Genomic DNA, 12,425 nt, shown 5'->3' with positions numbered 1-12,425 from the left:
TTATCCTTGTCTTTGTTTAAACTTTGGATTCTTTTTATTAATCACATAGAGTTTACCTTTCCTGCGCACTATTTTGCAGTCACTACTACGTTTTTTAATTGATGCTCTAACTTTCACGAGAGTATATTTTTATTGGGTTTAGCTATAAAAACACAGACACATTATTTATATCTGTATATTATCCTTCCTCTATTCAAATCATAAGGTGACATTTCTAAAGCAACTTTATCTCCTGGCAATATGCGGATGTAATTCATTCTCATCTTACCTGATATAGTAGCCACTACAATATGTCCATTTTCTAATTGTACCCTGAACATTGCATTAGATAATGCTTCTGTGACTGTACCATCTTGTTTAATGAGTTCTTGCTTTGCCATGTATATTAATAATACTCTTTAAAAATGCGAAGTTATTGATTTAACGCTACTTACATTATCTCCTTTTAATTCGGAGTGCAAATATCGGTTTTTTTTTGCTAATTTCTAAGCAATCTCACTTAATTCTATATTATTTTTAATGGCTGCCTCAATATAGTCGAAAGTAGAAAGAATATCAGCTTTGTTTTTACTAACAGCTATTGTATGTTCGAAGTGAGCTGAAGGTTTTCCATCAGCTGTAGATATCGTCCACCCATCAGCACTTCGAATTACATCTTTTTTGCCCATATTTATCATAGGCTCAATAGCAATAACAAGTCCATCTAACAATTTGGGACCTCGCCCTCTTTTTCCAAAATTGGGAACTTCTGGTGCTTCATGTAATTCTCTGCCAACACCATGCCCCACTAATTCTCTAACAACACCATAACCGAAGTTTCTTTCCGTATATTGTTGAATAGCAAAACTAATATCTCCAACCCTCTTACCTGTTATAGCCTGCTCTATACCTTTATAAAGCGATTTTTTAGTGACTTCTAATAAATTCTTAACTTTTATATCAACCTCACCTACACAATAAGTATATGCGGAATCACCATAATAACTATTTGCAATCACTCCGCAATCAATCGAAACAATATCTCCTTCTTTTAACTCATAGTTACCTGGCATTCCATGAACAACTTCCTCGTTTACAGAAATACATAATGTAAATGGAAAATCATTATATCCTTTGAATCCGGGAACTGCTCCTTGATCTCTAATAAAAGTTTCTGCTATTTCATCTAACTTGATAGTTTGCATACCTGGCCTAATAAATTCTGCCACAGTTGCATGTGTCTTACCCACTAATAAGCAACTATATCGGATTAATTCTATTTCTTCTTTTGTTTTATAGAATATCTTTTTTGATTTTTTTCGCAACTTATTAATACTTTAAATTATCAAACCATTTTTACCTTTACTATCAAAAATAGAAAAGCAATATCAATTTAGATTGTCGTAGAAATTTTCGTTCGATTCTCACATATATAATAGACAAAAAGTTTCCCCACATTATTTTGAAGAGGAAACTTTTTGTGTTTAATTAAGCACTACAATATGATTTTTACTAGCTATTTAACCTCAGAAATAAAGGTTTATTTTTTCTTGTAACATCCACATCATAATAGGATTCTTATACACTTGCTCCTACTGCCTGACGGCTTCTCATACGAGCATTTCCTTTCATTAACCCATCATAGTGTCGCATTAATAAATGGCTTTCAATTTGTTGCAAGGTATCTAACATTACTGCTACTAAAATCAATAATGATGTCCCTCCATAAAAATCAGCAAACTGACTATTTATACCTGCCATATTTGCAAATGCAGGCATAATAGCAACCAAACCTAAAAACATAGCTCCAGGAAGAGTAATGCGAGACATTACATTATCAATAAACTCGGCTGTTTTTTTACCTGGTTTTACTCCCGGAATATACCCCCCATTTCTCTTCATATCATCCGCCATCTGAGTAGGATTAATAATTAGCGCTGTATAAAAGTACGTAAATAACACTACCATTAGGAAGAAAAAGAAGTTGTATGAAAATGAAAGGTAAAAAGTACCTTGTTGAATACTTTGCATTAATCCTGAATCAGGAAAAAACTGTGCTGCAAAAGAAGGGATAAACATTAGTGCCTGTGCAAAAATAATGGGCATAACTCCAGCAGCATTCACCCTTAATGGAATATATTGACGTGCACCACCATATTGTTTATTCCCCACAATTCTTCTTGCATACTGAACAGGAATTCTACGAGTACCCTGAACCAACAGTATAGTTGCCATTATGATAGCAATCCAGAATGCCATTTCTACTACAAAAAATACCAATCCACCGCCAGTACTTGAGGCTAATTTTGACTGCAATTCTGCCGCAAGTCCAAAAGGCAGCCTTGCAATAATTCCAACCATAATAAGCAAAGAAATCCCGTTTCCTATTCCTTTGTCTGTAATTTTTTCTCCTAACCACATACAAAACACAGTTCCTGCGGTCAGACAAAACATCGTAGATACGATAAATAAAGTTCTTGGAATAACAATAGCATCTTGCCCTGCAATAGAATAAAGAAAAGTCACATACCCTACCGCTTGTACAGCAGTGACAATTACTGTTAAATACCTAGTAATTCTAGTTATTTTACTTCTTCCAGACTCTCCCTCTTTTTGCATTTTTTGGAAATAGGGTACTGCTAATGTGAGTAGTTGTATTGCAATAGAGGCGGAGATATAGGGCATGATACCCAATGCAAAGATGGATGCTCTAGTAAAAGAACCCCCAACAAACATATTTAACAATGCAATTAGTCCCCCCCTAGATCCTTGGCTGGCTAATTCATCCAAAGCTCCTACATCTACACCAGGTAACACTATAAAAGAACCTATTCTATAGACTAAGATAAGACCTAAAGTGAAAAGAATCTTATTTCTAAGTTCTTCTATTTTGTAAATATTTTTTATAGTATCAATCAGCTTGTTCATGAGAATGAATATTATCGTAGGGGGATGGCAATTAGAATATCTCCCTTCTATAATTTTATTATTAAATAAATCAACTTAGATGATTGAAACAGATCCACCACTCGCTTCAATAGAAGATTTGGCAGATTCACTAAAGGCATGTAAATTGACTTCCAATGCTTTGCTAACATCTCCGTTTCCTAGAACCTTTACTTTCTCTGTTTTCTTTACCATTCCTAATTTTCGTAGAACATCGAAATCAATAATGGCAATATCATGTTTAGTAGCAATATACTCTAAATCTGATAAATTGAGAGGTTTGAATGTTATTTTATTTCTATTATTAAATCCTCTCTTAGGAATACGCATCTGAAGTGGTGTTTGGCCACCTTCATGGTGTTTTTTCCTAGAATATCCTGATCTTGATTGCTGCCCTTTATGTCCTTTAGTTGCGGTGCCTCCATGACCAGAACCTTGTCCTCTTGCTATTCTTTTCTGCTTATGAATAGCACCTTTTGCAGGTTTTAAGTTGCTTAAATTGCTCATTTTATTGATATTCTACTTTTACCAAATGCTTTACTTTTTCAATCATCCCCACTATCTGAGGTGTTGCCTCATGTTCTGCTGTTCTATGCATTCTACGTAATCCCAATGCAATCATAGTTGCTTTTTGCTTTTGAGGACAACGTATTACACTTCGCACCTGTGTTACTTTAACTTTAGCCATTATTCTTGTTTATACAAATGAACTTTAACTACCTATCCATTAAAAACCTTATCAAGAGTAATTCCTCTTTGTTTAGCAATTTCCATGGGACCTCTCAACTTAGAAAGTGCATCTATTGTTGCTTTTACTACATTATGAGGATTAGAAGATCCAATTGATTTTGCAATAACATCTTTTATCCCAGCACTTTCTAAAACAGCACGCATAGCACCACCTGCAATTACTCCTGTTCCTTTAGCTGCCGGTCTAATAACCACTTTTGCGGCTCCATACTTGCCTTTCTCTTCATGTGGTATTGTTCCTTTATGAATTGGTACTCTGATTAAGTTTTTATTTGCATCATCACGTCCCTTATCAATTGAAGCAGCAACCTCCCGAGCTTTCCCTAAACCATGTCCCACAATTCCATCGCCATCTCCAACCACAACTATAACTGAGAAACTAAAAGTACGACCACCTTTAGTTACTTTTGCTACTCTATTAATTGCAACTACTTTGTGACTTAACTCAATATTTGAAGCTGTGATTTGCTTAAAATTTATCTTTGACATCAAATAAGTATTTTAAAAATTAAGACCTGCTTCTCTAGCGCCTTCGGCTAAAGATTTCACTCTACCATGATATAAGTATCCACTTCTATCAAACACAATTGTATCAACTCCTAAAGCTGAAGCTCTTTCGGCAATAAGTTTACCTACACCTTTAGAATCATCTACTTTGCCTGTTGATTCTGAAAACTCCTTAGAAGATGCGGACACTAAAGTATGACCACTGTTATCATCTATTAATTGAGCATAGATATATTTATTGCTTCTAAAAATTGCCAATCTAGGACGTTCTTTAGTTCCTGATATTTTTTTCCTAATCTTATACCTAATTCTTTGCCTTCTTGCTGCTTTATTAAATGCCATTGCTTCGTTTAACTTAAAAATTATTTGAATTAAATCTATTCTGAAAAACAGCGCATCTATTTACCAGCTGCTTTACCAGCTTTTCTTCTAATTTCTTCTCCTACAAACCTTATACCTTTTCCTTTATAAGGTTCTGGTTTTCTAAAGGCTCGTATTTTCGCACAAATTTGTCCTAATAATTGTTTATCAATACTTTCAAGGGTAATAACAGGGTTTTTACCTTTCACAGTTTCTGTTTCCACTTTAACCTCAAATGGAACGAAAAAATAAATAGGGTGAGAAAAACCAACTGCCAATTCCAGTAGTTGTCCACGGTTCGAAGCTCGATAACCAACTCCTACTAGTTCCAATTGCTTTTTATACCCTTCTGAAACACCAATTACCATATTATTGATTAAAGATCTGTAAAGACCGTGCAAAGCTTTATGTCGCTTTTGATCTGTAGGTCGCTTTACATGAATATTACCATCTTCTGATATTACTTCTAAATCTTTATCTAACTTTTGAACTAACTCACCTTTTGGACCTTTTACTGTCACTAAGTTAGTATCATTATCAACTATAATTTGAACCCCCGTTGGTAACGTTATGGGTAATTTTCCTATTCGAGACATGGCTATTTACCTTTAAATATTTAGTAAACTAAACAAAGAATTTCTCCTCCTATATTCTGACTACGAGCCTCCTTATCTGTTAACAAACCTTTAGAGGTAGAAATAACTGCAATGCCTAGTCCATTTTTTACTCTTGGCAAATCAGCAGCGCCTACATATTTCCGCAACCCTGGTTTACTATACCTTACCAGTTTACGAATAGCAGGTTCTTTCGATACAGGATCGTATTTTAGAGCTATCTTAATAATTCCCTGACCATTGGTTGTACTTTCGAATTTATATCTAAAAATATACCCTTGGTTGTAAAGAATTTCAGTAATTCCTTTCTTCAAATTAGAAGCAGGTATTTCTACCACTCGATGACGCGCCATCATAGCATTTCTAATTCGCGTCAAGTAATCTCCAATTGTATCAGTAACTGCTGACATATACCAAATCCTTCTGTTTATAAATATAAAATATATTTCAATTTGCTTTCAAAAATTGCTCCGCAAAGATAGTAATAATATGCGAGATAAAAAAGAGACGTAGATTACTACGTCCCTAATATCTTTATTCCTAACTTTATTAAGCAAATAGTCTTGATTTTACCAACTTGCTTTTGTGACACCTGGGATTTTACCATTAGATGCTAATTCTCGGAATTTCAACCTTGAAACACCAAAAAGTCTTATATAGGCTCTAGGTCTTCCTGTTAATTTACATCTATTTCGTAATCTGACAGGAGAAGCATTTTTAGGTAATTTATCCAATTCTTCGTAGTTCCCTTCTGCTTTTAATTTTGCTCTTTTTTCAGCATACTTAGTTACTAACTTTTCTCTCTTTACTTGGCGAGCAACAATTGATTTCTTAGACATATTATTGTTCGATTTTTACTTGGTTTTTGAAAGGCATCCCAAATTCAGTAAGTAAAACATAAGCTTCTTTATCTGTATTGGCAGAGGTCACAAAAGTAATATCCATTCCATTCATACGTGATACTTTATCCAAATCAATTTCAGGAAAAATAATCTGCTCAGTTACTCCCAACGTATAGTTACCTCTTCCATCGAAACTTTTATCATTTACTCCCCTAAAGTCACGTACACGTGGCAAAGTTACGGACAGTAATCTATCTAAAAATTCCCACATTCTTTCTCCGCGTAATGTAACTCTCACACCAATAGGCATTTCTTCACGCAGCTTAAAATTTGAAATTGATTTTTTAGCCCTAGTAACAACTGCTTGCTGACCTGAAATTAATGTCATTTCTTTCACTGCTGTATCAACTACTTTTTTATCTGCCGCTGCTGAACCAACACCTTGATTCAAACATATTTTAAGTAATCGAGGTACTTGCATAGATGACTTATACTTAAATTGTTCTTTCAATTTAGGTGCAACCTCATCTTTGTACTTTGTTTGCATTCTTGGAATATACTTACTCATTAGTTTATTACCTCCCCTGATTTTTTAGCGTAACGAACTATTTTTCCATCTTCTATCCGACGACCAACTCGTGTAGAATTGCCTGTTTTCGGATCAACTAACATAATGTTAGATATTTGGATAGGAGCTTCTTTTTCAATAAGCCCTCCTTCTGGATATTGATTGTTAGGTTTTGTGTGTCTTGTAATAATATTTACACCTTCTACAAGAGCTTTGCCTTTTTCCGTATCTATTTCTAAAACACGCCCTTCAGTACCTTTATCTTCTCCAGTTATGACCACTACAGTATCTCCTTTTTTAATTCGATACTTAGGTTTAAAACGTTTTTTATTAGCCATTTTCCACTCATTAATAATGGTTATGAAACTCTTTTTTTTACTTATCTAAAGGCACTATAATACCTCAGGTGCTAGAGAAACAATACGAGTGTATCCTCTATCTCTCAACTCACGAGCAACAGGTCCAAATATCCTAGTTCCTCTTGGCTCACCAGAACCATCAATCAAAACAACAGCATTATCGTCGAAAGATATATATGTTCCATCTTTACGTCTTATATGCTTTTTTGTCCTTACTATAACAGCTTTGGATACGGTTCCTTTTTTCACTCCTCCAGAAGGCATAGCATCTTTTACAGTAATAACAATATTATCCCCTACCGAAGCGTAACGTCTTCCTGTACCTCCTAATACACGGATGCATAATACTTCTTTAGCACCGCTATTATCTGCTACTTTAAGTCTACTTTCTTGTTGAATCATGACAATTAAATTATTTTGCCCGCTCAATAATTTCTACTAAGCGCCATCTTTTACGCTTACTGAGAGGTCTAGTTTCCATTATTCGCACTATATCTCCGATGTTACAATCATTTTGTTCATCGTGAGCAGTGTATTTTTTACTTTTCTTAATGAATTTACCATAGATAGGATGTTGCACTTTACGTTCAATGCTTACAGTGATTGTTTTTTGCATCTTATCACTTAATACCACCCCAACACGTTGCTTTCTAAGGTTTCTTTCTTGCGACATTACTTCTAAATAAATTTGATTAAAAGCCTCTAATATTTACAGCCCTATTATTTATTTGCGCTTGAGTCTTCGAGTTCTCTACGTCTTAATTCTGTATTATACCGAGCAATATCACGGCGAAGATTACGTAACACATTAGGATTCTCTAATGCAGCAACCGTATGATTAAAACGCAATTTGCGCAATCGAGCTTTGTCTTCTTCGATTCTATCAAAAAGCTCTTCTGTTGATAGATCTCTTATATTTATTTTTTTATTTGCCATGGTACATTCAATGAAATCAAGTTCAACTTCTTAACAAATCACATTATATTTGTAGGTGTGGACTCAACTTAAAGTATTTATTGGTTTATTTATGAGAATATCATTTTTATTCTACAAAATCTCTTCTCATTACAAATTTAGTTCTAATAGGAAGTTTTTGAGCACCTAACCGCATAGCTTCCATAGCTATATCTAAAGGAACTCCTTCTATTTCAAACATTATTCGACCTGGTTTAACTACTGCCACCCAATGATCAGGAGCACCTTTACCCTTACCCATACGAACTTCTAATGGTTTTTTGGTAATAGGCTTGTCTGGGAAAATACGTATCCAAACCTTACCTTCTCTCTTCATATACCTAGTTATAGCCACACGAGCTGATTCTATTTGCCTATTAGTAATCCAAGTAGCCTCCATAGCCTTCAAACCAAAAGTACCAAAAGAAAGCAAACTTCCTCGTTGGGCAGTTCCTTTCACACGTCCTTTATGTCTTTTTCTGAACTTCGTTCGCTTTGGTTGTAACATGATATTATCTACTTATTAATTATTTATAAAAGACTTAGGTTTAGCTTTTATTTTCTTCTTCTTCCTCCAGATCCACCGCCTCTTCGTTTCTTATCTTGTGGTACACTTGGAGATAAATCTCTTTTACCTAAAACTTCACCTTTGCATATCCAAACCTTAACACCAATAATGCCATATACAGTTTTAGCTTCTTTCAATGCATAATCTATATCCGCTCTAAAAGTATGCAAAGGAGTTCTTCCTTGTTTATTTTCTTCAGTACGAGCCATTTCTGCTCCTCCAAGTCTTCCAGATACTCTTATTTTTATTCCTTCCGCTTCTGGTTGACGCATAGTCGATGCAATTGCCATTCTCACAGCTCTTCTATAATTAATCCTAGCCTCTAACTGCTTAGCAATTGTTTCTGCAACTATATTTGCATCTAACTCAGGTCTTCGAATCTCGACAATGTTGATTTGTACCTCTTTCTTGGTTAATTTTTTCAACTCCTCCTTAATTCTATCGACTTCACTTCCACCTTTACCAATGATAATTCCAGGACGAGATGTGTGCAAAGTAATCGTGATTCGCTTTAAGGTACGCTCAATCACAATTCTAGCAATTCCTCCTTTTACAATTCTAGCATTTAGATATTTACGGATTTTCTCATCTTCAATGAGTTTATCTGCGAAATCTGTAGATGTAGCAAACCAGTTTGAATCCCAACCTCTGATAAAGCCCAATCTGTTAGCTATTGGATTAACTTTTTGACCCATAACTTTTATTTGAAAGAAACATTAAAAAAACATTTCTATTTAATAATTTTTTTATTTTACAGTTGAAGTAATCTTTAAGAAAAACTTATTCTCCTACTCCTGTTCGACTATCTACAATAATAGTCACATGATTTGTCCTTTTTCTAATACGATGCGCTCTACCATAAGGTGCAGGTCTGAATCTTTTCAAGACTCTTCCTCCATCCACAAAAATCTTTTTAATATACAATTGACTTGCTGCTGCATCATTTTCGACATTTTTCTGTGTCCAGTTTGAAATTGCAGAAACCAATAATTTTTCTACAGGTCGAGCAGCATGTTTCTTAGTATATTTAAGTATGTTCAATGCTTCTTCTGCATCCAAACCTCTTACTAAATCTGCCACTAATCGTGTCTTTCTGGCAGAACCAGAATGATTTCTAAGCCTTGCTACCGCTTCCATTTGCTATATAATTTTACTTTTATTGTATTATAAGTTATAGCCAACAGCCAATTAAAAAATTTCTTGGTTATTTTTTCTTAGAAGAATGTCCTCTAAAATTACGCGTTGGTGCGAATTCTCCAAGTTTATGACCTACCATATTTTCTGTCACATATACAGGAATAAATTTATTCCCATTATGCACTGCAAATGTATGTCCAACAAAATCAGGTGTAATCATCGATGCCCTTGACCAAGTCTTAACAACAGTCTTTCTTCCTTTTTCATTAAGCACATCTACTTTGCTTTGCAATTTATGATGTATGTAAGGTCCTTTTTTTAGTGATCTTGCCATAATTACAGACTATTTTCTATTCTTCCTTTTGCTAATAATTAATTTAGAAGAAGGTTTATTTTTATTTCTGGTTTTTTGACCTTTGGCAAATATTCCTGTTCTTGAACGGGGATGCCCTCCAGAAGATCTTCCTTCTCCGCCACCCATTGGGTGATCTACAGGATTCATTGCAACACCTCTTGTACGAGGTCTTCTCCCCATCCATCTTTTTCTACCTGCCTTTGCAAGTACTTGAAGATTGTGGTCTGAGTTTGACACAGTTCCTATAGTTGCCATACAAGTCAACAGAACCATTCTAGTTTCGCCGGAAGGCAACCTCAATATTGCATATTTACCATCTTTTGCAGTAAGCTGTGCATAAGTTCCTGCTCCACGAGCAATCTTACCACCTCCTTCTGGAGAAAGTTCGATATTGTGAACCAAGGTTCCTAAAGGAACATCTCTTAAAAATAATGCGTTTCCTACTTCAGGTTCTACATTTTCTCCTGATATAATTTTATCCCCTACGCTTAATCCTCCTGGTGCAAGAATATATCGTTTCTCTCCATCCTCATATTGAATTAAGGCAATAAAAGCACTTCTGTTTGGATCATACTCTATAGTTTGAACCGTTGCAGATATGTTATACTTATTGCGTTTAAAATCAATAATTCTATATCTTCTCTTATGACCTCCTCCTCTATAACGAACGGTCATTTTTCCCTGATTATTTCGTCCACCAGAACGCTTCCAAGGAGCCAATAAGGATTTTTCAGGTTTGCTTGTGGTTATCTCTTCAAAAGCATTTGAAATCCTAAATCGCGAACCAGCTGTTACCGGTTTATGTTTTTTAAGTGCCATTTTACTAAAATATTAGATTTCAGTTATTCCAATTACGCAACTAACCTCACTATACGGCTTCAAAGAAATCAATAGTATCTTCTGCACCTACCGTTACGATAGCTTTTTTGTATAAATTTGTCCTTCCTTCCATGATGCCTTTTCTAGTATACCTTGTTTTACGTTTTGCTGGTACAATAATTGTGTTCACCTCCAAAACAGTTACTCCATATACCTCTTCTACGGCATTCTTTATCTGAATTTTATTAGCCCCTTTATCAACAAGAAAGCCGTATTTATTCAGTTTTTCACTTAGTAGTGACATTTTTTCAGTAACCAGTGGTTGTATTAATATTTCCCGTGCCATTATATCGTCAAAAATTAATAATTACAAAATTTAAGAACATTCGTCAGACATATACTGATGTAAATCCGCCTACTTTAAAAATTTTTAGCTGCACTTTCACTTAATATAAGTGTATGAGCATTCATAATTTTATAAGTATTTAAGCTATCCATCGTCATAACACTGGCTTTAGGAACATTTCTTGAAGACAGGTAGATGTTTTTCTTTGGCTCATTCAAAACGAGTAAACTTTTCTGTTCACTCGTCTTTAAATCCTGAAGCATTTTCAAATATGCTTTAGTCTTTGGCACATCAAAATCAAAATCTTCAATTACTAATATTTGATTTTCTTTAGCCTTGTAAGACAACGCAGATTTTCTTGCAAGTGTCTTCACCTTCTTATTTAGTTTTTGGCGGTAATCCCTTGGTTTTGGTCCAAATATCCTACCTCCACCTTTAAATAAGGGGTTTTTTATGCTGCCTGCTCGAGCTGTACCAGTTCCTTTTTGTTTCTTAATTTTTCGTGTTGATCCAGTAATTTCGCCACGCTCTTTAGCCTTGTGTGTTCCTTGACGTTGATTAGCCAAATATTGCTTTACAGCTAAATAAAGAACATGGTCGTTAGGTTCAACTCCAAATATTTCATCAGGTAAATCAATTTCTCTACCTGTTGATTGTCCAGTAATATTTAAAACTTCTACTTTCATTACTTACTTCAAATTAAGCGTTCTCAACAATAACATAAGAACCTTTAGATCCAGGCACAGCACCTTTCACCAACATCAAATTTTTATCTTTCAAAATTTTGATGACTTCTAAATTAAGAGATTTCACACGATCACCACCTGTTCTACCCGCCATACGCATTCCTTTAAATACTCTGGAAGGATAAGACGAAGCACCTATTGATCCTGGTGCTCTTTGACGATTATGCTGCCCGTGAGTAGCATCATTCACACCTTTGAACCCATATCTTTTCACTACACCTTGGAAACCTTTACCTTTAGAAGTACCAACTACATTAACTCGTTGTCCTTCATTAAAGATTTCCAGTGAAACTTCATCACCTAATGCTACGTCTATGTCAAAGTCAGAAAATTCTATTATTTTCTTTTTGGGAGATACTCCTGCTTTTTGAAAATGACCTTTCAAAGCATTGGTAACCCCTTTTTCTTTTTTATCATCATAAGCCAATTGAATGGCATTATAACCGTCAGAATCTTCTGTTTTCACTTGTGTAACATAACAAGGCCCTAACTGCACTACAGTACAGGCTATTTGGTGTCCTGCATCATTAAAGATGCTTGTCATGCCAATCTTTTTGCCTATTAATCCTTTCATT

At 34.8% G+C, this 12,425-nt stretch carries 24 protein-coding genes; all 24 read right to left on the bottom strand.

From position 1 onward, the window contains the following. On the bottom strand, positions 1–117 hold the full coding sequence (ykgO, locus tag R3E32_21780; protein MEZ4887378.1) for a type B 50S ribosomal protein L36: 117 nt from the start codon (positions 115–117) through the stop codon (positions 1–3). Between the two features lie 44 nt (positions 118–161). Next, positions 162–380, bottom strand: a complete 219-nt coding sequence (gene infA, locus R3E32_21775) for a translation initiation factor IF-1 (GenBank protein ID MEZ4887377.1) — start codon at positions 378–380, stop codon at positions 162–164. 105 nt (positions 381–485) lie between these two features. Continuing rightward, a complete protein-coding gene (map, locus tag R3E32_21770) occupies positions 486–1,304 on the bottom strand; it encodes a type I methionyl aminopeptidase (GenBank protein MEZ4887376.1) in 819 nt (272 codons plus the stop codon). 253 nt (positions 1,305–1,557) lie between these two features. Further along, the gene (gene secY / locus R3E32_21765) at positions 1,558–2,907 is read right to left on the bottom strand and encodes a preprotein translocase subunit SecY (GenBank protein ID MEZ4887375.1); all 1,350 of its coding nucleotides are present in this window, start codon (positions 2,905–2,907) and stop codon (positions 1,558–1,560) included. Between the two features lie 75 nt (positions 2,908–2,982). Continuing rightward, entirely contained in the window at positions 2,983–3,432 is a 450-nt protein-coding gene (gene rplO, locus R3E32_21760; protein MEZ4887374.1) for a 50S ribosomal protein L15, read from the bottom strand. Position 3,433: 1 nt separating this feature from the next. Then, positions 3,434–3,613, bottom strand: a complete 180-nt coding sequence (gene rpmD / locus R3E32_21755; protein ID MEZ4887373.1) for a 50S ribosomal protein L30 — start codon at positions 3,611–3,613, stop codon at positions 3,434–3,436. A 32-nt stretch (positions 3,614–3,645) separates the two neighbouring features. Beyond that, complete coding sequence (gene rpsE / locus R3E32_21750; protein ID MEZ4887372.1) at positions 3,646–4,164, bottom strand: 30S ribosomal protein S5; 519 nt, start codon at positions 4,162–4,164, stop codon at positions 3,646–3,648. A gap of 12 nt (positions 4,165–4,176) precedes the next feature. After that, on the bottom strand, positions 4,177–4,524 hold the full coding sequence (rplR, locus tag R3E32_21745; protein MEZ4887371.1) for a 50S ribosomal protein L18: 348 nt from the start codon (positions 4,522–4,524) through the stop codon (positions 4,177–4,179). A 56-nt stretch (positions 4,525–4,580) separates the two neighbouring features. Beyond that, positions 4,581–5,138, bottom strand: a complete 558-nt coding sequence (gene rplF / locus R3E32_21740) for a 50S ribosomal protein L6 (protein ID MEZ4887370.1) — start codon at positions 5,136–5,138, stop codon at positions 4,581–4,583. Between the two features lie 20 nt (positions 5,139–5,158). Next, entirely contained in the window at positions 5,159–5,566 is a 408-nt protein-coding gene (rpsH, locus tag R3E32_21735) for a 30S ribosomal protein S8 (GenBank protein MEZ4887369.1), read from the bottom strand. Between the two features lie 159 nt (positions 5,567–5,725). Beyond that, positions 5,726–5,995, bottom strand: coding sequence for a 30S ribosomal protein S14 (gene rpsN, locus R3E32_21730; GenBank protein MEZ4887368.1), 270 nt, complete (start codon positions 5,993–5,995; stop codon positions 5,726–5,728). 1 nt (position 5,996) lies between these two features. Then, positions 5,997–6,545, bottom strand: a complete 549-nt coding sequence (rplE, locus tag R3E32_21725) for a 50S ribosomal protein L5 (protein MEZ4887367.1) — start codon at positions 6,543–6,545, stop codon at positions 5,997–5,999. A 20-nt stretch (positions 6,546–6,565) separates the two neighbouring features. Next, positions 6,566–6,904, bottom strand: coding sequence for a 50S ribosomal protein L24 (gene rplX, locus R3E32_21720; protein ID MEZ4887366.1), 339 nt, complete (start codon positions 6,902–6,904; stop codon positions 6,566–6,568). Positions 6,905–6,958: 54 nt separating this feature from the next. Further along, positions 6,959–7,327 carry a 50S ribosomal protein L14 gene (gene rplN, locus R3E32_21715; protein MEZ4887365.1) on the bottom strand — a complete coding sequence of 123 codons (369 nt, stop codon included), beginning with the start codon at positions 7,325–7,327 and terminating at the stop codon, positions 6,959–6,961. A 10-nt stretch (positions 7,328–7,337) separates the two neighbouring features. Beyond that, positions 7,338–7,598, bottom strand: coding sequence for a 30S ribosomal protein S17 (gene rpsQ / locus R3E32_21710; GenBank protein ID MEZ4887364.1), 261 nt, complete (start codon positions 7,596–7,598; stop codon positions 7,338–7,340). A gap of 47 nt (positions 7,599–7,645) precedes the next feature. After that, on the bottom strand, positions 7,646–7,861 hold the full coding sequence (gene rpmC, locus R3E32_21705) for a 50S ribosomal protein L29 (GenBank protein ID MEZ4887363.1): 216 nt from the start codon (positions 7,859–7,861) through the stop codon (positions 7,646–7,648). Positions 7,862–7,967: 106 nt separating this feature from the next. Next, complete coding sequence (rplP, locus tag R3E32_21700) at positions 7,968–8,387, bottom strand: 50S ribosomal protein L16 (GenBank protein MEZ4887362.1); 420 nt, start codon at positions 8,385–8,387, stop codon at positions 7,968–7,970. A gap of 47 nt (positions 8,388–8,434) precedes the next feature. Next, entirely contained in the window at positions 8,435–9,142 is a 708-nt protein-coding gene (gene rpsC / locus R3E32_21695; protein ID MEZ4887361.1) for a 30S ribosomal protein S3, read from the bottom strand. Between the two features lie 85 nt (positions 9,143–9,227). Then, the gene (gene rplV, locus R3E32_21690) at positions 9,228–9,584 is read right to left on the bottom strand and encodes a 50S ribosomal protein L22 (GenBank protein MEZ4887360.1); all 357 of its coding nucleotides are present in this window, start codon (positions 9,582–9,584) and stop codon (positions 9,228–9,230) included. A 67-nt stretch (positions 9,585–9,651) separates the two neighbouring features. Further along, a complete protein-coding gene (gene rpsS / locus R3E32_21685; protein ID MEZ4887359.1) occupies positions 9,652–9,918 on the bottom strand; it encodes a 30S ribosomal protein S19 in 267 nt (88 codons plus the stop codon). A gap of 9 nt (positions 9,919–9,927) precedes the next feature. Next, positions 9,928–10,758, bottom strand: a complete 831-nt coding sequence (gene rplB / locus R3E32_21680; protein ID MEZ4887358.1) for a 50S ribosomal protein L2 — start codon at positions 10,756–10,758, stop codon at positions 9,928–9,930. 49 nt (positions 10,759–10,807) lie between these two features. Continuing rightward, positions 10,808–11,104 (bottom strand): 50S ribosomal protein L23, encoded by a 297-nt coding sequence (gene rplW, locus R3E32_21675; protein ID MEZ4887357.1) that lies wholly within the window; start codon positions 11,102–11,104, stop codon positions 10,808–10,810. A gap of 74 nt (positions 11,105–11,178) precedes the next feature. Continuing rightward, entirely contained in the window at positions 11,179–11,790 is a 612-nt protein-coding gene (gene rplD / locus R3E32_21670; GenBank protein ID MEZ4887356.1) for a 50S ribosomal protein L4, read from the bottom strand. 13 nt (positions 11,791–11,803) lie between these two features. Then, positions 11,804–12,424 carry a 50S ribosomal protein L3 gene (rplC, locus tag R3E32_21665; protein ID MEZ4887355.1) on the bottom strand — a complete coding sequence of 207 codons (621 nt, stop codon included), beginning with the start codon at positions 12,422–12,424 and terminating at the stop codon, positions 11,804–11,806. Position 12,425 lies beyond the last annotated feature (1 nt).

The organism is Chitinophagales bacterium (assembly GCA_041392475.1).
Lineage (GTDB): Bacteria > Bacteroidota > Bacteroidia > Chitinophagales > UBA2359 > JAUHXA01.
This window is presented reverse-complemented; position numbering and strand designations above follow the sequence as displayed.